This window comes from Maribacter arenosus (assembly GCF_014610845.1).
In the GTDB taxonomy this organism is placed as follows: Bacteria; Bacteroidota; Bacteroidia; order Flavobacteriales; family Flavobacteriaceae; genus Maribacter_A; species Maribacter_A arenosus.
This window is the reverse complement of the sequence record NZ_JABTCG010000001.1, coordinates 494,285-518,891: the sequence shown is the minus strand read 5'-3', so window position 1 is coordinate 518,891 and position 24,607 is coordinate 494,285. Positions and strand designations below refer to the sequence as shown.

General features: G+C 40.0%; 18 protein-coding genes. 14 read left to right on the top strand and 4 right to left on the bottom strand.

Translation table 11 applies throughout. The annotated features are described in order from the left end of the window. Window positions 1-127 precede the first annotated feature (127 nt). Entirely contained in the window at window positions 128-1,510 is a 1,383-nt protein-coding gene (locus HPE63_RS02315) for a transglutaminase-like domain-containing protein (RefSeq protein WP_188312612.1), read from the top strand. On the opposite strand, the gene HPE63_RS02310 is transcribed toward HPE63_RS02315, so the two are convergent. Next, a complete protein-coding gene (locus HPE63_RS02310; RefSeq protein ID WP_188312611.1) occupies window positions 1,502-1,741 on the bottom strand; it encodes a hypothetical protein in 240 nt (79 codons plus the stop codon). The two genes, HPE63_RS02315 and HPE63_RS02310, sit on opposite strands and share 9 nt — an antisense overlap. Window positions 1,742-2,234: 493 nt before the next feature. Between HPE63_RS02310 and fabD the strand changes: the two genes are divergently transcribed. Next, window positions 2,235-3,110, top strand: coding sequence for an ACP S-malonyltransferase (gene fabD, locus HPE63_RS02305; protein WP_188312610.1), 876 nt, complete (start codon window positions 2,235-2,237; stop codon window positions 3,108-3,110). A 155-nt stretch (window positions 3,111-3,265) separates the two neighbouring features. Here fabD and HPE63_RS02300 read toward each other — a convergent pair whose 3' ends face one another. Together HPE63_RS02300 and HPE63_RS02295 are read right to left on the bottom strand one after the other, a co-directional pair. Further along, entirely contained in the window at window positions 3,266-3,916 is a 651-nt protein-coding gene (locus HPE63_RS02300) for an acetyltransferase (RefSeq protein ID WP_188312609.1), read from the bottom strand. Window positions 3,917-3,968: 52 nt separating this feature from the next. Further along, window positions 3,969-4,835, bottom strand: a complete 867-nt coding sequence (locus HPE63_RS02295) for a BKACE family enzyme (RefSeq protein ID WP_188312608.1) — start codon at window positions 4,833-4,835, stop codon at window positions 3,969-3,971. 646 nt (window positions 4,836-5,481) lie between these two features. Between HPE63_RS02295 and HPE63_RS02290 the strand changes: the two genes are divergently transcribed. Genes HPE63_RS02290 through HPE63_RS02280 form a run of 3 tightly spaced genes read left to right on the top strand, consistent with a single transcriptional unit; the run spans window position 5,482 to window position 9,132 of the window. Further along, the gene (locus HPE63_RS02290; protein WP_188312607.1) at window positions 5,482-7,176 is read left to right on the top strand and encodes a hypothetical protein; all 1,695 of its coding nucleotides are present in this window, start codon (window positions 5,482-5,484) and stop codon (window positions 7,174-7,176) included. 9 nt (window positions 7,177-7,185) lie between these two features. After that, complete coding sequence (locus HPE63_RS02285; RefSeq protein WP_188312606.1) at window positions 7,186-8,406, top strand: radical SAM/SPASM domain-containing protein; 1,221 nt, start codon at window positions 7,186-7,188, stop codon at window positions 8,404-8,406. Window positions 8,407-8,415: 9 nt separating this feature from the next. Next, the gene (locus tag HPE63_RS02280) at window positions 8,416-9,132 is read left to right on the top strand and encodes a sterol desaturase family protein (protein WP_188312605.1); all 717 of its coding nucleotides are present in this window, start codon (window positions 8,416-8,418) and stop codon (window positions 9,130-9,132) included. Window positions 9,133-9,233: 101 nt separating this feature from the next. Here the strand turns inward: HPE63_RS02280 and HPE63_RS02275 are convergent, their stop codons facing one another. After that, window positions 9,234-10,094 (bottom strand): sigma-70 family RNA polymerase sigma factor, encoded by an 861-nt coding sequence (locus HPE63_RS02275; protein WP_188312604.1) that lies wholly within the window; start codon window positions 10,092-10,094, stop codon window positions 9,234-9,236. A 387-nt stretch (window positions 10,095-10,481) separates the two neighbouring features. On the opposite strand from HPE63_RS02275, the gene HPE63_RS02270 reads away from it, so the two are divergent. The 9 genes from HPE63_RS02270 to HPE63_RS02230 all read left to right on the top strand — a co-directional run bounded on the left by HPE63_RS02270 (window position 10,482) and on the right by HPE63_RS02230 (window position 24,518). After that, window positions 10,482-11,609, top strand: a complete 1,128-nt coding sequence (locus HPE63_RS02270; RefSeq protein ID WP_188312603.1) for a hypothetical protein — start codon at window positions 10,482-10,484, stop codon at window positions 11,607-11,609. Between the two features lie 4 nt (window positions 11,610-11,613). Then, complete coding sequence (locus tag HPE63_RS02265; protein ID WP_188312602.1) at window positions 11,614-12,003, top strand: nuclear transport factor 2 family protein; 390 nt, start codon at window positions 11,614-11,616, stop codon at window positions 12,001-12,003. Between the two features lie 32 nt (window positions 12,004-12,035). Further along, complete coding sequence (locus HPE63_RS02260) at window positions 12,036-13,871, top strand: phytoene desaturase family protein (protein WP_188312601.1); 1,836 nt, start codon at window positions 12,036-12,038, stop codon at window positions 13,869-13,871. Window positions 13,872-13,971: 100 nt separating this feature from the next. Then, window positions 13,972-14,988 carry an alcohol dehydrogenase catalytic domain-containing protein gene (locus HPE63_RS02255; RefSeq protein ID WP_188312600.1) on the top strand — a complete coding sequence of 339 codons (1,017 nt, stop codon included), beginning with the start codon at window positions 13,972-13,974 and terminating at the stop codon, window positions 14,986-14,988. A 421-nt stretch (window positions 14,989-15,409) separates the two neighbouring features. Continuing rightward, window positions 15,410-18,736 carry a transglutaminase family protein gene (locus tag HPE63_RS02250; RefSeq protein ID WP_188312599.1) on the top strand — a complete coding sequence of 1,109 codons (3,327 nt, stop codon included), beginning with the start codon at window positions 15,410-15,412 and terminating at the stop codon, window positions 18,734-18,736. 11 nt (window positions 18,737-18,747) lie between these two features. Further along, on the top strand, window positions 18,748-21,309 hold the full coding sequence (locus HPE63_RS02245) for a circularly permuted type 2 ATP-grasp protein (protein WP_188312598.1): 2,562 nt from the start codon (window positions 18,748-18,750) through the stop codon (window positions 21,307-21,309). A 2-nt stretch (window positions 21,310-21,311) separates the two neighbouring features. Beyond that, on the top strand, window positions 21,312-22,202 hold the full coding sequence (locus tag HPE63_RS02240) for a transglutaminase family protein (protein ID WP_188312597.1): 891 nt from the start codon (window positions 21,312-21,314) through the stop codon (window positions 22,200-22,202). Window positions 22,203-22,673: 471 nt separating this feature from the next. Further along, on the top strand, window positions 22,674-23,300 hold the full coding sequence (locus HPE63_RS02235) for a DUF4386 domain-containing protein (RefSeq protein WP_188312596.1): 627 nt from the start codon (window positions 22,674-22,676) through the stop codon (window positions 23,298-23,300). A 384-nt stretch (window positions 23,301-23,684) separates the two neighbouring features. Beyond that, window positions 23,685-24,518: a hypothetical protein gene (locus HPE63_RS02230; protein ID WP_188312595.1), complete on the top strand. Its 834-nt coding sequence runs from the start codon at window positions 23,685-23,687 to the stop codon at window positions 24,516-24,518. Window positions 24,519-24,607 lie beyond the last annotated feature (89 nt).

The following is a 24,607-nucleotide window of genomic DNA, read 5'->3' as shown; positions in this document are numbered from 1 at the left end:
TTATTGGAAATGAATCCTGAAAATTCAGGCACCTTATCCACATCGAGATTCCCAGGGATTAATTGGGGGGTATTCCGAAACCCAAGGAAATATTGTAAATTCATACAAAACTTAATCTGATTTTAAAATGAAGGACCCACGGATTATTTATCTATTCTTACTTCTATTTTTTATGGCATGCAATTCAGGGACAAATCAAAAAAAAGAAGAAGAAACGCTCTTAGATAAGAACATCCCCAAAGTAGTTACCTCCGATATAGAGGAGGGCATTAAAGCCAATATTGCCAAAAAGGTGGAAGAAGGGGGTGGGTATTTCAACATGACTTCAGATGGAAAAGACCTGCGCCTACAATTGGTACGCGTACACACCGAATACCTTTCAAATTTAGGGCCTCAACGGCATTTTGCCTGTGTTGATCTCGCCGATATTAGTGGGGATGTATATGATGTGGATTTTTTCTTGGAAGGCGATCCGGGGAGTATGAAAGTTACCGAAACGACCTTGCACAAGCTCAATGGCAAACCTTTTTATACCTGGAAGCAACGTAAGGACAAGACTTGGTATCGAATGCCCATCCAAAACGCTTCATCCGATTTGCTCGGCGTTATCGAAGGAGAGGACAGTTTCGAATTTCATTACGAGGTTACCATACCAAAAATGAAGGAATCGGCGCAACTATGGATTCCCATTCCACAGAGCGATCGCTTTCAAACAGTTGTACTAACATCATTAACAGCTCCTGCGGAACATCGAATGTTGGAAGAAAAGACAAATGGCAATGCCATTTTATATATGGAACTCACTCCGGAACATAGTGGGATGAAAGTGGTACTCGTTTACGATGTGGAGCGACAGGAGAAGAAACCCTATGAAGAAAATTCGTCCCCTTCAAAATATTTGGATGCCAGTTTGTTGATGCCGGTCGGTGACCGATTTCAATCGCTCGCAGATTCAATTATTGGGAATAAACACAGCGAAGGAACTCTAATGCAGGCTAGGGCTTTGTATGATTATGTAATAGATAATATGCGTTATATCAAGGCGGGGAAGTACGGCACGGGTGATGCAGTGTATGCCTGCGACGCGCTTACGGGTAATTGCACGGAATTCCATTCCTTATTCATATCGCTAGCCAGATCTAAGGGCATCCCTTCACGATTTGCCGTAGGGGCTTCCATCCCATCAGAGCGGGACGAAGGGGGCATTGATGGCTATCATTGTTGGGCAGAATTTTATGCGGAAGGTAAATGGTGGCCTGTTGATATTAGTGAAGCGAATAAATACACAGCACTCGCAACTTATTACTTCGGAAGGCATCCAGCAAATCGAATAGAATTCAGTCGAGGAAGAGATCTTCAAATTGAACCCGGACCGAAGTCCGGGCCGATCAATTTTCTCGCATACCCTGTAATGGAAGAAGGTGGTACTCCTGTTTTTCCAAAAACATTTTTTTCATTCAGAAGAAAACCTGAACCGGATACCTCTAAAAATTTGGCGACACTACCCTGATATAGAATCAGTCGGATGTTCTTCACCTTCAGGATGTTCCCCTCCCTCAGGATGTTCTTCACCCGCATCCCCATCTTCTGTAGGGTGTTCTTCACTTTCAGGATGCTCTGCTTGCTGTTCGGTATTTTCTTCTTTTTTCTGTTCCCTACATGAGCTTAACGATCCCGCTGAGACGAAACAGAAAAGGAGTATTAGTAGGGTAAAATATTTAAATTCTTTTAATCTGTTCATGATATAGCTGTTTAAAGTTTCAAACTAATAAAAATTAGGCAATGGACGCTTCTAGTATTTAAATATACCAATATTTGCCCAAACCTGATCAACCAAACCAATAACTTTTGGGAAGGAAATGCACCACTTGGGGCAATAAGGGGTGAAGAATTCAGGTATCTGGTTTAAATTCCCTATATGGTTGGGGAATGGGAATTCCATCTCTTTTTAAGGTCAACCCTAAGACAAAAAAATTAATTCTAAACGACAGTAAATAAGGGCGGTACACGCAATAAATTGTCTTGCCTAATTGGAAATTTAAAAGAATTGCATATTAATTCTGTACTAAAGTATATATTTATACTATGTTGTTAAGTGGAATGTACTATGATTATTGCATCAAGTATTTATAGGAATGTGAAGGTTTTAGTTTGCAAAAAGACACTTATCCTGTAAAAGTTTCGTTTTCTAATAATAATTGATTTAGTAATAAGCCAAACAATCCGTTATTTTTATGCATGCATACGTATTTCCTGGTCAAGGCACTCAATTTCCCGGTATGGGAAAAGAGTTGTTTGAAAAATCCAAATTGGCTCAAGAGTATTTTAAAAAAGCCAATGCTATTTTAGGGTTTTCAATTACTGACGTCATGTTCGAAGGATCTACTGAAGACTTAAAACAAACCAAGTTTGCCCAACCGGCAATTTTTTTACATTCATTTATTCTGACAAAAACCCTTGGCATTGATTTTAAGCCCGATATGGTTGCCGGCCACTCTTTGGGTGAGATATCCGCTTTAGCTGCCGTTGGGTCTTTAGATTTTGAATCTGCACTAATACTTATCTCAAAGCGGGCTGCAGCCATGCAAAAGGTTTGTGATAGCGAGAATACAGGGATGGCCGTCGTGGTCGGATTATATGATGTAATCGTTAAGGATATCTGTAAACAGATAGATGGAATAGTGGTCCCTGCGAATTATAATGCGCTGCATCAAGTTGTTATTTCAGGGGAAAAGAAAGCGCTCAAAGAAGCATGTGATAAACTAAGGCCAGGAGCTAAGGGCATAGTAAATTTAAAGGTAAGCGGTGCTTTTCATTCGCCATTTATGGAGCCGATTGTTGAAGAATTTAGGGAAGCCATAGGAGAAACGGAATTCAAAAAGCCGATTTGCCCTGTTTATCAGAATGTCGCAGGTCGCCCGACTGACAATATAGAATTAATCAAGAAAAATTTGATCGATCAATTGACGCATCCCGTAATGTGGCGACATACAATTCTGCACATGATAGAGGACGGAGCAACTGAATTTACGGAAATTGGCCCTGGACATTTTTTAAGAGGGCTTGTCCGTCAAATCGATAAAAATGTAAAAACAAACGGGATTTCGTAAAAGGAAAAAATACTTTGCACAATACTTTAGAATTGATCGATATATTCACCTTTTAAGCTTTTGGCGTAGATTGACCTTTAATTCTACGTATTTTTTATCTGGGAAGGGTTTACCTTAAATAACCCTGTTGAGACTTTGTGGGGTTCTAGTTTATATTATATGTTTTCCCTTGCTACTTTGCATGGATTACCAAATGCCACTGAGTTGGCAGGAATATCTTTTGTAACCACGCTTCCTATCCCAATAATGGTATTTGCACCAATACTAATGTTATCTTTGACGACAGCACCAGAGCCTATTACACATTCTTCACCAATGGTAATGTTTCCAGAAAGTACAACTCCAGGGTTGATGTCGGTAAATGCACCAATAACATTGTGATGACCAATTAGACTCCCTCTCTTTATGAAGACGCCAAACCCAATTCTTGATTGAGAACTTATTACTACATGGGGTTCGACCAACACTCCTTTTTCAATAAGAGAAGACGTAGCAATATAGGCCGAAGGGTGAATAACTTGAAGATACCTATTTTTGTCAATGCTATGTTTCTGATAAAAATCATTAAAAATAGCTGCTTTATTTTTTGGCCCAGGTGTAGCAATAAATACTTTTTGTGAAGATTTCGGTACAGTTCCCACCGGCATAATTTTATAATCCAAGGTTTTAATCGGCATTAAAGGAATTGATAGCTCTTCCATATTAGGATATAATAAATACTGGGTTGCACCAAATATCTCCTTCATGATATCAAAAGTAATGGCAACGGCCTCCTTTGAAGTGCCCAATAGATGCATTTTTTTCATGCTGTTGATCTCTAAATATAACTAGCGAATATTTTTAATAACGCTATCAAGATTAACCTTTTCTACCATATTTTCCATGTCCCGGTTGTAAATTCATTTTCTTCCTGAATTCTATAGAGGTCATTATCTCCCTTTCATTTGCTTTCGCTATCCTATGCACACGTTTTAATAAATCTGAATTGGTTGCCAGTCGCGTCCGTTCATTATCATACCAAATATTATCTTCAATACCAACTCGAACACCCCCGCCAAAGGCAATTGCGAGTGAGTTCATTTTTAATTGGTTAGTTCCGATACCCGCTAAACTCCAAATAGAATTCTCCGGAACATCGCCTATCATAATTCCTGCGTGTAAAATGTCAGCTTGGGCACAAGCGATATTTCCTAATAGTAGGTTAAAATAATAAGGAGGTTCTATTAAATTCTTTCGCTCTAAATATTTGGCATAATTGATCATTCCGACATCAAATGCTTCCAACTCGGGAACAATACCCTTCTTTTTCATAATAGCCGCCAAGTCTTGAATCATTTTAGGTGAATTAATACTTGCTACATTATTGAAATTTAAGGAACTTAAGGTCAAACTTCCCATGTCAGGTTTTAAATGCCCCGTTAAGTTTAAAGGGTCCGATCTTTGTTCTAATTGACTGAAATTTCTTCCGCTTAAAGAAGTACAAATGACTAATTCCGGAGCATATTTACGAATCCCCTCAATAATCTCAGCATAAATTTCTTTCTTGTAAGATGGTTCATGCGTTTCAGGATCTATGGCATGTAAATGGACCATCGTAATGCCAATTTCTGTCGCGAGACGGACATCTTCTACGATTTCTTGGACACTTAAAGGCACATAAGGCGTCATTTTTTTCGTTGGGATCATGCCCGTAGGGGTAAAATTTACAACTATTTTTTCGCTCATTTATATATATTTTTTTTACGTTATCTAAATCATAAAAATCTTTTGATTGACCTACCAGTATAGCGTATTGAAACAGACAATAAAAACCACTTTCAATTACACAAAATACCATAAAACGCAATTTAGTTGTCAGATGAGGTAATAATTAAGGGCATGACATACTATAAGTGCATTAAAAGCTAAATCATATCAGTTCACTTTTATAGTAACTCGAAAACTAATATTATAGTATTGATTCTGATAATATTTTAATTCAAAAAAATTAAAGGCAATTACGCATCCGGTAAAACAGTACTAAATTTCCTATTCTGTCGTTTAAAGACCATACCCTGAAATCGCCTGCCTTTGGAAGCTAAAGCGATAGGAGTAGGCAAACCCTTAGATAAATGAACACATTTAAAAAAGTATTGAATATACCTTAAATACTCACCTAGGCTTGTAATATGTGTCTTGACAGTTTCCTCGTTCAAAAAGTTGATTTGGGGGTAAATCTGGTGCAAAAATAAAATCCAAAGGTGTTTAATATTTATTTATCTTTAGTGTGCCTGGTAATGAATAGGTTACTTTTCTTATTTATACCATTACATACATTTTTCTCCTCCACTAGTGATGTAGCACAAGGCTTTATTAACCTAAATACCTTATTATGAAGTCTTTATCCAAACAAAAAAACTATCCGTTATCGTTTTTCGGTAAAAACAAAAGGTTTACGTCTTTTTTATCCATGCTTTTAACGCTGGCATTTTTAAACCTTAATGTAGGTTGTTCTTATTATAATGTACGAAATGTGACGACCAGTTCTGAAACTATGTACGGCCAAATCGAGGAATTCAATAAGTCGCAACAATATGCCGTAATGCATTCCGGTCTTAATACATGGCACTTGAATAACCTTGTTCTAAACGAAGACAACCAGACCATATCAGGTACTGCCCAAAAGATCGAATCAACCCATACACCTCTTAAACCAAGGGATTCTAAGCGGGTTCACAGGTATACACGTAAGCAATCGCCTTTAAATGAAGTTCATTTTTATATAAATCGAACCAATACACCTGACTATGGGGCACAAGTTACAATCCCTTTTTCAGAAATAAGTTCAATATCCGTAAATGATAAAAATACGGGTCGCTCCGTAGTAAATGTCGTGATGGGCACTATTGGGGTGATTGCCGGCATTTTTATAATCATTCTTGCCACAAAAAGCTCTTGTCCGTTTATCTATGTCAAAGATGGTGACGAATTTATTTTCACAGGTGAGCTCTATCCAGGAGTTTTAACCGCAAATCAACAACGTGACGATTATTTGCAATTGCCTTCTTTGAATGAAAATAATAGTGACTATAGTATATTGATTACCAATGAATTAAAAGAAATTCAATTCACCGATTTTGTGCAACTGTTAGAGGTTGATCATCCAAAAAATGTCGATGTTCTATTGGACAAAAATGGGAATCCACATACATTTTCAGAAATTATTTCTCCCAAGACGGTAATGGTAGATAATTTAAAAATGGAAAATGGTCCGGTCATGACCCAAGACAACGATTCTTATTTATTCAATACCGATACAAACGACTCGAGCAGTATACGGAATATTGAAATGACATTTAAAGCACCTAAACAAATAAGTAAAGCGAAATTGTTTTTAACCGTTAAAAATTCAATGTGGTTGGATTATGCTTTTGGAAGATTCAATGAAAAGTTCGGAACTTACTATCCACAATTCCAAAAAGACCAACAGAAAGTGTCTAAAGAAAAAAGTGCAAAATGGATGAATGAACAAAACATTCCCTTATCCATATATATAAAAACGTCGACGGGTTGGGAATTAGTGGATAGAATAAATACCGTTGGACCCATGGCATTCAGAAATATTGCCGTTCCGTTAGATTTAAGCAAGGCAGTAGGGGGGGAAGTGGTATTAAAATTAGAAACTGGTTTTATGTTTTGGGAAGTGGATTATGCGGGCATTGATTTCACTGAAAATGTTACCTTGGATGTGAAGTATATCAATCCCTATCAAGCGCTAGACGAAAATAATGAAAATGTTACCCAATTACTGGCATCCGAAGATCAGCGCTATTTTGTTCAACCAAATATTGGAGATAAGGTATGGGTCAATTTCAAAACCAGCGAACCTGATCAAGATATCGAAAGAAGCTACTTTTTAAAGAATAGGGGGTATTATAACTATATAAGGGACTATCAAGGTGACCCGGATTTTCGAGAGCTGAAGCTATTCAGATCGGCTGGGACATTTACCGATTTTTCAAAATATGAATATGAAACCTTGATGGATTTTGAAAATCATTTTGATGTAGTCTTGAACACTAAATAGTATAACACCATGATCGTTGAACTACAAGAGAAAACCGTTCATGACACTGTTAAGGCTTCCGGAATTGGCGATAGGGGGAAAAAGCAATGTATTGTCTCCGGATTCAGGATGAAATTGATTCATTTCAAGCTAAAATTAAGTCTTTTGGGAATTGCGATGACCTGCTATACCAATCCCTTGCTATGGATCAAATCGTTACACTATTTGGTGCGATTAAGAAAGCGGTTTTTAGGGAATAACAAGCTTCAAAAAATGGTCTATGCCGGCGGCAAGTATTATATGGGCTTGTATACCCCTGGCTGGAACAGTAGGGTCTATAAGCAGTTTATTGCTTCCCAACTGAATGATTATATGCCTGTAAGGGGTGGAGGGGCAAATAGATTTAACACTGTGTTCTTGGCCATTACCAAAAAATGTGCTTTACAATGTGAACATTGCTTTGAATGGGAAAGTTTAAATAAGAAAGAGGTTCTGGCAGATGTTGAACTCAAAGAAATTGTGCGTAAGATCCAAGCGAGAGGGGTAAGTCAGATTCATTTATCCGGTGGGGAACCCCTGCTGAAAATGGACACCCTGATCAATGTGTTGGAGCAAGCAAACAAATCGACCGATTTTTGGGTGTTGACATCGGGTTTTAAATTAACGAATAACAATGCCAGACGATTAAAAAATGCCGGATTAACAGGTGTTGTAATAAGTTTAGATCACTTTATTCCAGAAGAACACAATACTTTCAGACAATTTAAAGATGCCTATTATTGGGTAGAGGAGGCCGTGAATAATGGAAATAATAATGAATTGGTGACCGCTTTATCACTTTGTGCTACGAGGGCGTTTATTTCTAAAGAGAACCTAATGTCCTATATGGAATTGGCAAAACAACTTAAGGTTTCATTTGTGCAGATACTGGAGCCAAAGGCAGTAGGGCATTACACCAATAAAGATGTTTTGTTAAGCCTGGACCACTTAAAAATACTGGAGGATTTCTTTCTGGAAATGAATTTTCATCCAGACTATAAAACATATCCGATAGTAACCTACCATGGGTATTACCAACGGCGACAAGGATGTTTCAGCGCAGGCATAAAAGGATTGTATATCGACACCGATGGGGATATGAATGCCTGTCCATTCTGCCACAAAAAAACAGGGAATGTATTGGATGGTTCTTTTGACAAAAATCTTGAGGTATTGAAGTCTGAAGGCTGCCCTAGCTATACGCCCAATTAAATAGGAACAATGAATTACCTGTCAAACACTGAACTTTGGATTTTAGGTACCCTCTTGTTTATGCTTCGGTATATAGTGATCGCCGGACTGTTTTTTTACGTCTTATATGTATGGAAAAAGACAAAATTCTCAAGCGCTAAGATTCAAAAAGAGTTTCCGGAGCAGCGTCAAATTAAAAAAGAAATCTTTTTTTCCCTACTAACCTTTGTGATATATGGGAGCGGTATTTGGTTGTTTTTATATTGGATCGAAAACGGAAACACCAAATTATATACCGCTATAAGTGATTATGGAATGCCCTATTTTATACTAAGTGTTTTTTTGATGATTGTAATGCACGACACCTATTTTTACTGGACACATCGATTAATACACCATTCCCTGGTTTTTAAGCATATACATAAGGTACATCATAGTTTTACAAATCCTACGCCTTGGGCTTCGTTTGCATTTCATCCTTTAGAAGCGTTTATTTCCCTTGGGATAATTCCTATTATCCTTTTTATACTGCCGTTTCATCATTTGGCATTGTTGTTATTTATCACGTTTCTAACCGTTTACAATGTTATTATTCATTTAGGCTTTCCTTTTCCGGGGCTAAACCGACTAAAATATTCGAATACCCCTGAGGCTCATGATTATCATCATCTTACATCTAAAAAGAACTACGGATTGTATTTTACATTCTGGGATAAGATTATGGGCACATATTGGTCAAAAACGTAAAATATAGAAAGCGTATTGAATTTCGAAACGATTAAGTTCTTAGGTTTGACGCATAAAGAAAATGCCGACGTATTAAAGTCGGCATTTTTATTTGACATATTTTACAAATATGCTTTTAAAACTTCGTTCCGTGATCTATTTCGTAGGAGCCTGATTGCTTTTTCCCTAATTTGCCGAACACGTTCCCTGGTTATATCAAAGATTTCGCCAATTTCACTCAGGCTCTTTGGGGTTCGTTCCCCTATGCCATAGTAAAGCCGAATGATTTCACTTTCCCTATTTGGAAGTGTTTTTAGCACCTGATCAATATCGGTACTAAGGGAGTCTTTCATCATTTTAGCATCAGGACTGGTTGCTTCTTTTGATTGTATTACATGGTATAAATTAGATGATTCCCCTTCTTGAAAAGGAGCATCCATAGACAAATGCTTTCCTGAATTTTTAATAGCGAGTTTAACCTGTGCGGCACTCATATCAAGTTCGCGGGCAATTTCGACGGCACTTGGGGGCCTTTGATAGGCTTGCTCCAAAGAGGAGTATACCTTCTTTATTTTGCTAATTTCACCAATCTTGTTTAGGGGAAGTCGTACCATACGCGATTGTTCGGACATGGCCTGCAACATAGATTGACGGATCCACCAAACGGCATAGGAGATGAATTTAAACCCTCGGGTTTCGTCAAAACGCTTGGCTGCTTTGACCAATCCGATATTTCCTTCGTTGATCAGATCGGAAAGTCGTAAACCGCTTCCTTGATATTGTTTTGCAGCAGAAACCACAAAACGTAAATTGGCATTTATTAATTTATGTAGGGCAATCTGATCACCTTCTCGTATTCTTCTGGCCAGTTCTACTTCTTCCTCTGCGGTAATCATATCGATTTTCGATATTTCTTGAAAGTATTTATCTAAGGATTTGGTATCTCTGTTTGTAATTTGTTTAGTGATCTTAAGTTGCCTCATATATTTATTTTATTTATAATTTGTTTCTATATAATACACTTTTCTTTGCATAATTCCTAATGTATTTTAGATTTCTTTGATTTATGCTCAAAATATTTCTCTCTTCTAAGATTTTAAAACCGAGGATCGAGGTTAGGCTTCAGACAAACCTTAAAGAAAAGAGGTTATGAATTCCTTTTAAAAAAAATAAACAAGCAATGAATAAATCGACCTTCGCTAAATCTTCCGAGGACCAGGCACTTATTAACCGACCGACTAACATGTCCTCCATAGCTCGCAGAGCGATAGAGGTTAGGAGGGAAGCATAATGTGTGTGGAATGACGAATATCATTGCTTAAACATCTGACTATCAGTAGCTTTAGTGCAAAATTAAAAATATAGCACTAATGAAAAACGTAACAACTTTAATTCTTGCCCTCTTTTCTGTTCTGACGTTTGGTCAGTCTGAGGAAAGAAATGAAATTTTAATCGATAAAGTACAACCTGATGATATCTATCTCGCTGGTGAAAAAATCGAAGTAAACGCTGCGGTGAAAGGTGACCTCGTAATCGCAGGAGGAAATCTGATTATTAAAGACAGTATTCATGGAGACCTTACTGGGGCCGGAGGGGAAGTATCAATCGAAGGTCATATAGTAGATGATGTTCGTATCGCCGGAGGTAAAATAACAATTGATTCAGAAATTGGAGACGACTTGGTCGTTTTTGGAGGTGAAGTCGTCATTACAGAAAATGCCCGTATAAACGGTAAGCTTGTTTGCTTTGCTGGGGATGTTACGGTCAATGGTGAAGTTATAGAGAAATTAGATGTACGCGCAGGAGATGTGACCATAAATGGAACTATTCGGGGGCCCTCAAAAGTAGTGGGAGAAGATATCACCCTTGGGTCAAATGCTAAATTCTACAAGGAAGTAGAGTACTGGCATAGCGATGGAGAAATAAGTTTCAATGATGCACTAGTTAATACTCAAGCGCAATTCAATGAAAATCTTAAAGAAGATGCAACCCAATTATCTTTAACAACCTTTGGCACGAAATCAATATCATCATGGGTGAAATATATATTATCTGCGTTTCTGGCAATTCTTGTTTTCCATGCGCTCTTTAAACACGCATTTTCAAAAGCCGTTGAAGGCATAGAGCATAATTGGCTTAAAAGTTTTGGTTTTGGATTGGTTTACCTCATTGGTATTCCGTTATTAATTATTGTTGCTTTATTAATGATTATCGGTATCCCCCTAGGCCTCTTTGCAACGGCCATATTCATATTTAGTCTATTTTTTGGTCATTTTATCGCTGCAATTCTACTGGCCTATTATTTCAAGTATAAAAAGGATAATAATTGGGGCTTTTGGAGTATTACATTGTTAGCCTTAGGATTTGCCCTCTTAATGCGCCTACTTACCACCATACCCTATGTCGGAATAGTTGTATCTGTTGTTATACTGTCCATTACTTATGGTGCATTGACTTTGAAGGTAATTCAATCTAAAAAGCAGCTAGTTTATAATTAATGCCATGAATAAAGAACATCCAAATATCAGTATTTTAAAGCGATTCAATCCAGCAGACCCCACTACTTTGGCTCGGGTTTTAGCCGAAGATTTTGTTTGGCATTATATTAATCCCAAGCTCCCTGAATTGGAAGGAGACTATTCAGGACTCTCCGGTTTAACAGAATTCTTCCAAAAATTAGCTGGTCGTACCAGTGGTTCCTTTAAGGTAAATCCTATATCCATAATCCCTATGGGAGATGAACTCATCATCACGCATGTTAAAGACACAATGGTACTGGAAGGTAAACCCATGGAGATCGACGCTATTGTGTTATGGTGCATTATTGATGGTCTGATCAAAGAAGCTTGGGATATACCCATTGTTCACACAGCAAAAATATCAGATACCTAGTAAAAATAATTCTACCCTGAAAAAATAAAAAAATGAAATACAATACAGTTATTATCGGAGGAGGCTTAGCCGGATTAACTGCCGGAGCTACCCTCACAAAATTTGGTAAGAAAGTCCTATTATTAGAACAGCATCACAAACCTGGTGGCTGTGCCACCACTTTTAAACGAGGTGATTTCATCATTGAAGTTGGCCTGCATGAAATGTGTGGTTTCGAAAAAGATGGGTCAATTAAGCGAATATTCAACATGTTGGAAGTCGATCAAGAAGTTGAATTTCTACAAGTACCTGAACTATATGCTGTACATTCAGACAACGGAAAATTTGTATTTCCGCATACTTTTCAAGCTGCAAGCAAGGCATTAATCGACAAATACCCTGAAGATGAAAAAGGGATCAAACGTTTAATGAAATTACTTGCCGGTATACGAAGTGAAGGAGTCAAATTGCCACGTACACCATTGAAACGCAAGTTGATGTATCCGTTTATGCCCTTATTCTATCCCAGTCTTGTAGAAGCATCCCGACATACGGTTGGATCCTGGTTCGATAAGTATATTACCAACGAAAACGCGAAACTCGACCTGCTAGCACATCTTGTGTATTGGAATGATGACCCTTATACATTATCAATGTTTTATTATGGTTTGCCATTTTCCAGCTTCATTGGGAGTGGAGGTTACTTTATAAAAGGGGGCTCACAGCAGCTTTCCAATCATCTGGCAGCATATATAGAGAAACATGGAGGTTGTGTTTTGTTGGGTAAAAGGGCGGAAAAAATCAATACCAAAAATGGACGGGTAACCAGCGTTACTTTCCGTGATAGTTTTAATGAGAGCTTAGATTCCGTTACCATTGCTTGCGATACTATTGTGGCCAATTGTGCCATGCCTATAGTTCCTGATATGTTGGATGAGCCTCATGCGACTTCACTAAGACAAAAAATCGCTGACAAAACCAATGCTTGTTCCTTATTAAATATTTATCTAGGCTTTAACTCTAGTTTAGAGGCCTATGGTGTAAAACACTACTCTAATGCTTTTAAGGGAGATGATGTGAAGACTTTGAAGGACATATATCCTAATAATACAGGCGATTGGTCAAAACGCAGCTTTGTCTTTGTAGATTACAACAAGATAGATTCCCAACTGGCACCCCCTGGGAAATCGGTAGGCGTTATCTGTTGTGCGGATTATCTGAAAGACTGGGATGGACTGAGTAAAGAAGACTACAAAGCGAAAAAAGAAGAAGTAGCCCAAATTTTATTGGGCCGCCTAGAAGAACAATTTCCTGGAATTCGGGAAAGCATTGCGTATTACGAAGTCGCCACTTCGAAAACCATTAAACGATTTACTTCAAATACTGCTGGCTCAGTTTATGGTTTTAAGCAAACCAAAGAGCAGTCGAGTACCAACCGCCTCAGAAATAATTTCTTGATTCCCAACCTGTATTTTGCATCTGCATGGACATTCCCAGGTGGTGGATTTGAGGGAAGCATCATGGGTGGGTTTTTGGCTGCTTTGCAAATGAATCGAGACAAAAAATGGTCAGATTCCGATACTGATAAATATGTTGACGAAAGAATTGTAAAACTAATTGAACGCAAAAAAATAGATGATAAAACGCTGGAATTGAGTTTTGAAAAATCGCTTGGATTTCAGCATATAAAAGGACAATATGCAATTCTTAATCTAATGGAACCAAAAGTAACCCAATTGGATTTGCCCTATCGCTGGCTTCCTGTTGTTTCTTCTCCAGAGGAAGACAGCATACAGTTCCATATTGAATTGGATGGCAGCAGCTTTTCTAAAAGTTGTGAAGGTATCGATATCGGTGATAAGGCTACGGTATTTGGGCCCATGGTTTAGTTCAGAACAAATACAAAGCAGGCAATTGAGCATAAACTTAAACGTAAGCGGAAGATTACTTAAAAAATGGAAATCTTACGCCTTAGAAAACAGCAATAATATGAGAAAAATAAAAATCCCAGATACTATGATATCGGTTGTTTTGAATTCATATTCCGGTGTTGATGCTTTATGTATCGAACAACGACCAGTGCCAACTCCAAGAAGGAACGAAGTTTTGGTGAAAGTTGCCTTCGCTCCAATAAATCCTTCGGATTTGGCAACTTTGACGGGCTATTATGGCTTCAAAGACCCCACGCCTATTGTTCCAGGTGGAGAGGGTTCTGGAGAAGTTGTTTCTGCCGGACCGGGAATTATGGCAAGCTATTTCCTTGGTAAAAGAGTTGCCTGTACTGGATGGGGAACAGGCGGAGGTGTTTGGTCGGAGTATATAGTTAAAAGTGTTAAAGGAGGCGTATTGACTTTGGATAAATCCTTGGGTTTGGAACAAGGAGCAATGTCCTTTATAAACCCCCTTACAGCCAGTGCCTTTATAGACATTTCAAAAAAAGGTGGACATCAAGCAATTATATTGACTGCTGCGGCAAGTTCACTTGGCCATAAGGTGAACCGTCTAGGGAGAAACGAAGGTATCCAAATCGTAAATGTTGTTCGCAGGGATGCCCAAGTGGATCTTCTCAAGGCCCAAGGTGCTGACATTGTTCTGAATAGCAATGAAGTAGGGTTTGAACAACAACTGCATGACGTATGTCATCAAACGAATACGCATATAGCATTTGATGCCGTGGCAGGGCCATTAACGAATCAACTATTAAAAGCTATGCCACCAAATAGCAAGGTTACTGTATTTAGCGCACTTTCCAAACAAGCTGTTCAAGCGAGTCCTGACCTTTTAATATTCGAAAATAAGAGGATTGACAATTTCTGGCTAGGACCTTGGATGAGCCAACAAAATTTCGTGAAAATAATGCTGTTATGGAAACGTGTACAGAAGCAGATGCCAAACCTTCTCAAAAGTAAGATCAGAAAAATCTATCCTATACAAGAAGTGAAAGAAGCCATCCGTGACTACACCAGCCAAATGACCGGAGGAAAAATTTTATTAAGAATGTCTTGAAAGTATTAGATCACAAAATGGGATTTGAAACTATCACCAAAAATGACAATGGGTGAGTGAAATATGAAAAATCAATACCTAAAAGAAAGTATTAAGAGTGGGGCAATTTTTTTCTCAGGCATGGATGGCAGTACGGAGCAATATGCTCAATAAATCGGTGGAGCCACTGGATTACCCGTGTTTGATATCAAGGATACCCCTACCGATCCATCGAAGTACATTTCTACAAGTCGAAGGCAGAAAGTGTCTGTTTCAATGTTACTTGTTCACTGAATACGGATTTCTAATCTAGCGTAAACCGCAGCTTCATACTCACCCCTGTTAACTTTTTATTGAATAAATATTTGAAGTATGCTTTCCTAATACATGGATATTGGCAATATTGCATTTATTTTATAGCATACCTTAATTCGAAAATCACATGGCGCTAAAAGTTGCAATACGACATAAGACAAAATACCACTATGATAAGGCCATCAGCCTATCCCCACACATTTTTAGACTGCGCCCGGCCCCGCATAGTAGAACGCCTATAGAGTCCTACTCCATCAAGATTAAACCGGAAAATCATTTTTTTAACTGGCAGCAGGATCCCTTTGGTAATTATTTGGCACGTATCGTTTTTCCCGAAAAGACCAAAGAACTCTCTGTAGATGTCGAAATCATTGCCGATCTAAAAACTATTAACCCCTTCGATTTTTTTGTGGAGGAATCCGTAAAAAATTTTCCGTTCACCTATTCGGAAGACCTAAAGAAAGAATTATTGCCCTATTTGGAAAAGGTAGAAAGTGGCCCGCTCTTAAAAGCATGGTTATCTAAAATAGATCGGACCCCCAAAGGCACCATTGATTTTCTTATTGATCTTAACGGGGACCTTTATAATCATTTGAATTATACCCTACGTATGGAACCTGGGGTGCAGACCTGTGAGGAGACCTTGGGCAAGCAATTGGGTTCTTGTCGTGATTTTGCCTGGTTATTGGTACAGATCCTAAGGCATTTAGGCTTGGCGGCCCGCTTTGTTTCCGGCTATTTGGTACAATTGAAGTCCGACGAAAAGTCGTTGGACGGCCCCTCTGGTCCCGAAGCCGATTTTACCGACTTACATGCCTGGGCCGAAGTATATTTGCCCGGTGCCGGATGGATTGGCCTTGATGCCACTTCCGGCCTGTTGGCGGGGGAAGGGCATATTCCCCTGGCCTGTACGCCTTCATATGAAAGTGCGGCACCGATAAGCGGTTTTACCGACCCCGCCGAAACTACTTTTGAATTCGATAATTCGGTCACCAGGATATTCGAATCGCCCCGGGTAACAAAACCCTATACCGAAGAACAGTGGAAGGCCATCTACAATCTAGGTTTTGTAGTAGAGGACGAATTGCAGGCCAATGACGTTAGATTGACTATGGGCGGGGAACCCACTTTTGTTTCGATAGATGATATGGAATCCGAAGAGTGGAATACGACCGCTGACGGGGAGCATAAACGCGAACTGGCCAGTAATCTTTCGTCCCGATTGATGGATGTTTTCGCAAAAGGCGGCGTATTGCACCACGCCCAGGGAAAATGGTATCCTGGAGAACCCTTGCCGCGTTGGTTGATCGGCATACATTGGCGTAAGGATGGGGAGCCCATTTGGCAAGACCCTAAACTTTTAGCTTCCTTTTCAAAAACCTATCCTTTGCCCGAAAATATCACTGAGACCTTTTTAACGACCTTGTCGCACTATTTAAATTGCCCCAGCGACAGTATCATCCCCGCTTATGAGGATGCTTTTTATTTTTTATGGGAAGAAAATAAACTACCGGTAGATATAGACCCTAAAAAATATAATAAGGACGACAGCCATCTACGCCGTAAGTTGGGCGACATTTTGGAGCAAGGTATCGGAAAAACCGTGGGCCATGTGTATCCACTGGTCAAGAAAAACGGGCGATGGTTGACGAATAGATGGAAGTTTAGGGGAGAACATTTGTTATTGACCCCCGGGAATTCCCCAATAGGCTTACGATTACCCCTGGAATCCCTGCCCAAGAACCCCGAGGTGCCCTCGGAACCAACGGCTGAACCCGAACTTTTTGAGAAAAGACCACCATTACCACCTTATGGCGAGGCCATGAATAAACGGTTGCACTCAAAATCGGCCACATCCGAGACCAAAAAACAACCTTTTGTACGTACGGCCTTGTGTGCAGAGATCAGGGAGGAAAAACTATTCCTATACCTACCCCCCTTGGACAGCGCGGAGGACTTTCTCGACATGGTGACATGCATAGAGGAGACAGCCAAAAAATTGAAGGTTCCCGTTATTTTGGAAGGATATGAGCCGCCCCGGGATAATCGATTGGAGGTATTGAAAATTACGCCCGATCCCGGCGTGATCGAAGTAAATGTGCATCCCGCAAAAAACTGGAAAGAACTCACCGATAATACCCTGACCCTTTACTCCGAGGCCAAACAGGCTCGCTTGGGAACGGAAAAATTCATGCTCGATGGCAAGCATACCGGTACCGGAGGTGGCAACCACGTAACCTTGGGGGGCATTACCCCAGCGGATAGCCCGCTATTGCGCAACCCACAATTGTTGAGAAGCCTATTGACATTTTGGCAACACCATCCTGGACTTTCCTATCTTTTTTCAGGGGCCTTTATCGGGCCTACGAGCCAGGCACCGAGGGTTGACGAGGCCCGTTTAGAAAACCTGTATGAATTGGAAATCGCTTTTTCACAGATCCCGGAAGATAAAGAAGTGCCTTTTTGGTTGACCGACCGTTTGTTCCGTCATTTACTTACCGATATTACCGGAAACACCCACAGGGCCGAATTTTGTATCGATAAATTGTACTCTCCGGATTCTTCTTCGGGTCGTTTGGGAATTTTGGAGTTACGTGCTTTTGATATGCCGCCACATGCACAAATGAGCCTAATGCAGATGTTGCTGGTACGTACCTTGGTTTCCTGGTTTTGGAAGAAACCCTACAAGCATGATCTGGTACGATGGGGCACCGAATTACACGATAAATTCCTCTTGGAACATTATGTAAAGGAAGACATAAAGGATGTGGTGCACCAATTGAACGATGCTGGCTACCCCTTTAAACTGGATTGGTTCGACCCCTTCTTCGAATTCCGCTTTCCGTTGTACGGTATGGTAGATATCAACTCCATGCAAATGGAATTGCGAATGGCCATTGAGCCATGGAATGTGTTGGGGGAAGAAATTTCCGGTAGAGGAACCGCCCGGTACGTAGATTCGTCAATGGAGCGTGTACAGGTCAAAGTCAATAATTTTACGGAAGAAAGATACACCTTGACCTGTAACGGTATCAAAGTGGAGCTGAGTCCAACGGGAACCAAAGGGGAATACGTGGCAGGGGTACGTTTTAAGGCCTGGGATCCTTGGTCGGCCCTACACCCGACCATTGGGGTAGATACCCCTTTGGTTTTCGATGTAGTGGACAATTGGAACCAAAAATCCATTGGAGGATGCACTTATTTTGTAGCGCACCCCGGTGGGCGCTCGTACGAGACCTACCCCGTGAATAGCTTGGAGGCCGAGTCGCGTCGTATCAACCGTTTTTGGGATATCGGACAGGCCCAGGAGGAAGTCATACCGACTGAAATGGGCACTACGACTAATTTTGTTGGCAGAATGGTTGAACCTAAGCCTGGTTCAGATACCTTTGTGTTCAAAGAGATGCCCGTGAATCCCGAATACCCACACGTTACGGATCTTCGGAAAAAGTAATTGCAGAAAAAATGCAGACGACAAAGTCCAACTGGCTCGAAAGCTATAGTACCCGTCAAGTAAATGACGAACTTTTCTACTTGAACAATGGGTTGAAACCTTATTGGAACCAACTGTTCACAATAATCGATAGGTTGGGCGTTTCAGGTTTGGAAGCCCGCCAAAAGGATATTGATTGGTTGTTGGCCGAAAACGGGGTGACCTACAATGTCTATAATGACCCTCTGGGTATGCACCGGCCATGGAGCCTTAATGTGGTCCCCTTTGTACTGCACCAACAAGAGTGGGATCTGGTAACCCAAGGCATTAAACAACGGGCGGAAATACTGAATTTGGTGCTAAAGGATGTGTATGGCGAAAACAAATTGATTAAGGAGGGTATTATTCCCTATGAGGTCATCTATGGCCACAGGGGATTCTTAAGACAGTGTGCGGGCATGCAGCTGAATACCGAAAAATACCTTTCTATTTACGCCGTAGACCTTTGCCGTGGTACCGATGGTAGGCTATGGGTGGTGCACGACCGTACCGAGGCCCCGTCTGGTATGGGTTACGCCTTGGAAAATAGGTCTACCCTAAACCGGATCCTACCCGAAATGTTCACCGAAATGAACATAAAAAGTCATGCTGGATTTTTTCAAGAACTTGATCAAATGCTGGTAGATGCCGCTCCTGGAAAAATGGAACATCCCAATATCGTTATACTCACTCCAGGGTCACATAACGAAACCTATTTTGAACACGCCTATATGGCCTCCTTTTTAGGCTATCCCTTGGTTCAAGGTAATGATTTGGTGGTACGTGATGGTTTTGTTTGGATGAAATCGCTACAGGGCCTTAAACGGATAGATGTTATTCTCAGAAGGGTGGATGATGCTTTTACAGACCCTCTAGAGTTACGGGAAGATTCTCATTTAGGGGTCGCCGGTTTGTTAGATGTGGTACGAAGGAAAAATGTATCGGTCATAAACCCTGTGGGAAGCGGGGTTATTGAGAACACAGGTCTGATTCCTTTTATGCATTCCATTGCCAGGTATTTTTTAAATGAGGACTTGATCCTTCCGCAAATTGCCTCATGGTGGTGTGGACAGGAAATAGAAAAAAATTATGTTTTGGAGAACCTTTCAAAATTGGTGATCAAGAGAATCGACCGCACCAATAGGGAAAGTATCTATTTCGGGGAATTTTTGAACCCAGAGGAATTGGATGCCCTAAAGAAGGTGATACAGCAAAGGCCGTATCGCTTTGTAGCCCAGGAACGCATCAATTTTTCAACATCCCCAAATTTTTCCAAGGGCGCCATGGAACCTAGAAATATCGTGGCTCGTGCTTTCTGTATCGCTGCAAAGAATGACTATTCGGTCATGCAGGGCGGTTTGGTACGTGTTTCCCCCAATACTGATACGATTAGGGTCTCTAACCAACGCGGAGGTACCAGTAAGGATTTTTGGGTCTTACAGGATACACCCATAGTACAGGAAGTGACTATGCGGTCTCAAAAGAAAACCCCGATCGCCATCTCGGGTCTGAACGACCTGCCCAGTCTAACGGCGGAAAATTTATACTGGGCCGGCCGCTATGTAGGCCGTACGCTTGTTACCGCTAGATTTATTCGGGTGGTAATGCGCCAAATGGCCTTGGTCCAGAATACAAGGGAACAACCGGATTCTGAAAAACTAAAGGTGCTTCTTAAAGCAGTGACCCATTTAACAGGTACCTACCCAGGTTTTACTGCAAAAGACAAAGATGGTACCAATGCCATGGATGATCCGATGCAGGAAATGCTTACGGTCATACTCGATAAGGAAAAAGTAGGGAGTTTAGCACATACGATAAATATGTTCGGCAATTCGTACTACTCGATCCGTAATTTATGGTCTTCGGATATGTGGCGCGTTTTTAAGAACATCCAAAAAATCTGGAACGCTTTGTTAGAGGGGAAAGACCATTCGGTCAACCACATTCTAAAGGTATTGAACCAATTGATAACGCGCTTGATCGCCTTTATGGGCTTGATCGAGGAAAGTATCATGGTGCAGCAGGGCTTATTGTTGTATTTTATCGGCTTACAAATGGAGCAGAGCATGTTGACCATTATCAAATCGCGGGCACTACTTGCTATTAAATATAACGAACAGGTAGAATATTATTTGTTGGAGTACTTACTGACCAGTCACGAAAGTTTGAATATTTACAGATATAGCTATCGTTCGCATATACAATTGGAGCATATGCTGGACTTGGTATTGCTGGATATGGATTATTCGCGCTCACTGACCTATATGATGAATCGGTTACTGAAAGATTTGGCACACTTACCACATTCTGTAGAGGACCATCAGTTGATCAACTATCAGCAATATGTAATGGAGGCCTTTTCAAAACTAAGGTCTGCAGAATCGACCGAACTTGCCAAGACAAAATCACCTGATGATTTTAAAAGGGAAACGTTGGTGGTGCTTTTAGAGGAATTATCAGAACTGCTTCATAAGACTTCCCAAGCGATATCCAATACCTATTTCAACCATACCGATAAGCAAAAACAAATGGTCAACCAGTCATTTCCTATTTGAGTATGATATTCAACCTAACCCATATTACCACCTATAATTATAATGCCCCCGTCAGTTATTGCCATAATATAGCAACCCTACGCCCACGAGAATCCAAGGGGCAGCAATTATTGGATTATAACATCGAAGTGTCCCCGGAGCCTTCGGAAATATCGGAGCGAAAGGATTTTTTCGGAAACTACATTACGCGATTTTCGATCCAGACCGAACATACGGTCTTAAAGGTGACCACACGAAGTACCATAATGCGCGATTATACCCAATTCCATGAATCGTTCTATAGTCCAGCTTGTCAATCGATAACCATAAACGATGCCCTATTGGCTTTACAGGGAACAGATCCTGAAATAATGGAGGCAAAGCAATTTTTGCTTGAATCGATTTTTATTCGACAAACCGATAAGGCGATTAAGGAATACGCGGAAATATCGTTTATGGGAGGCCGCTCGGTTTTTGAAGCCGCCTATGAATTGATGCAGCGTATTTACACCGATTTTGATTTTGATCCGGAATTTTCCACCACCTCGACACCTATTGAAGAAGTGATGCGCGAAAAAAAAGGGGTTTGCCAGGACTTTGCACAGATTGCCATAGCGTGTATCCGTTCTATAGGCTTGCCCGCAAGGTACATAAGCGGGTATATCGAAACCATTCCTCCGCCCGGTAAGGAAAAGCTCGTAGGAGCGGATGCCTCCCATGCCTGGCTCGCCATTTTTATTCCTGGTTTCGGGTGGGTAGATTTTGATCCTACCAACAATATGATACCCAAAAACCAGCACATTGTCGTGGGCTGGGGCAGGGATTATTATGATGTACCACCTTTAAAGGGCGTAGTTTATGGCAGCGGAAAAAGCAAATTGGATGTCTCTGTCGATATTAAAGCGGCGGTTTAAAGTGCATTAAGTCAAAAGTCTCTAGCGCACTGTACAAAACGCATAGTAATTTTCAGCGACGGATAAATATGCTTCAACCTGACCTATATCATTTCATAACCTATTGATATTGAATTACTTTACTCTAGTAAATCAAAAATTACTTTAGCAAGGAAACACTACTTCATTTTTAGGATTAATGCTGTCTGTATTTTCCATGACATAGCAAAAACTGGGGAATTGGTTACTGTTTCGGAAACTCAAAATGACGCTATTTCCGAAGCAGGGGATGCCGAATACATCAATGCCAAGGCAAACAGGAATGGAGTGGCATAAGCTGGTAAAGTCATCGTCGAGGGCAGTATTCAATTAGATTTGATCCTTGGCGGGGTGGTAGCAATTTAATTGTCACTGATGAAATGTTTATTGATGGCATTGCATATCAAAAAGACAAGCGGAATAAATAAAAGTTATAAGTAGAAAAGATATGCCATGAAAAATAGCAGTCTTAGTTTATCAACAAGCAAAGCAGCAATGGTTGTTGGAATTGCGTTTATTACCTCGATTTTCATCGTAACCATCGTTGATGATATTCTATTGGCCAATTTTGTCGTACCGGGGGATACGGAAGCTTTGGTCAGAGATATTGAAGCTATTGGAAGACGCTTCGGTTTTGCTGTTGTCGGCTATCTACTCGTACTTGTCCTTGATGCTATTATTGGCCTCGCACTTTATGTGGTTCTAAAACCCGCGAATAAGTTTCTTGCGGCGCTAACGGCAGTTCTCAGGTTGCTTTACGCTTTTACTTTAATAATTGCATTGCTCGCACTGTGGTTTCATATTATCGATGTTTACAACTATGCATCCATAAAACTCTTAGGATACCTGTTTTTTGTCCTGCACATCTTTGTACTTGGTTATTCGGTCTTCAAGTCAGCATATATCCCAAAAAGCCTAGGCATTTTACTGGTGTTGGCATCTTTAACCTATATCGTATTTTTTATAGAGTTTAATCTTCCTGAAATTCTTGGGGTAATTATAATGTTAACAATGGCCATTGCGGAACTTACATTAAGTATCTGGCTTATGCTGAAAAGAAATAGGTTGCCTGAAATTTAATTTTAGTGAAATTACATTTAGAGCCTCGATCACTTTTCAAATTTTATAATGTGCTATTATTTAAGGATAACATGTGATTAACAATCTAAAATTCTTTCCCATCTAGACTGATAAGCATCATTTTTTTGTGCCATTAGATCAACTAGCTTTGATTTTATGAAACATAGACAATTCCTGAAATTAGTTATCATGGTGGGTGGAAAACGTTGCACTAAGGCAACTACTAGGTTAAGCTAAGGTGATCAATAAAAAACGTGAAAACAAGCTTGAGAAATGAGGAACCCATTAAAAATATTACCAAAGAATTCAATTTCTTACTCTGCATTTATAGTTCTTATAGGTCTTATAGGTCTTATGCTATTGGCATGTTCATCGACCAAAAAAATGAAGCCGGAAACAAACATTTTGGGTTCGGATCAAAATGCTACACAAGTACATCATAGTAATGGCAATACGACAACTGCCAATCAGGATTATGGTTTTGATAATCATGAAGCTATTGGTCAAAAACAAGAGCTAACATCACCAATCCCAACCAACGCTAAAGATTCATTGACACAAAGCATTACCAGTACGGAAGAAAACGAAATTGTACCACAGGCTATTTTCGCAGAAGGATTTACAAATTCTAATGCTTCAAACCTTAAAAGTCCGGTAGCTGATAAAATAGTGGAAAATTATCTCAAAAGCGAAAATAAAGAGCCTAAAGGCCATTGCCTAACCGTAAGTAAAACTCGATTTGAACAAGCATATAAAGAGGTTCATAGTCATTCGCTATATCAAGATCTACCGGATAGCATGGCCACAAAATCCTTCACCAAAAAGCAGGTATTTAATTTACTTTACTCATCCGCTTCGGAAACACACCACGGATGGCGAAGCCTTCCCGAAAAGTATAGGGGTAAGGGCAATGCTGGTGCCATTGCCTACGCAGGTATGGGTACTTTGGTCGATTCATCAGGCATTTGGAGTGGCCGATTAAGGCCTGGGGCACTTATGCAAGTATGGCGGTTTAAAGAAGATTATGAGCAGGTGGTGCAAGGGGCAGACGTTAAAAAACTAGATCCTTATGGACATTCGTTCATTTTTATAAGCTATGTACGCGATGAAAAAAATGCAATTATCGGGCTTGAAATTGCCGATCAAGGTTTTCAAAGCTACAGACCTTTAATACCTAACGATTATGAAGTTTGGTGGGGTGTGAATCTCAGTATCTAAAGTGCGAATATGCAGTCTAATAAAAATTTAACATTTTTATTGTAATTTCTTCTTTCCTAATATGTTATCATTACAAAGTGTGATTCCAA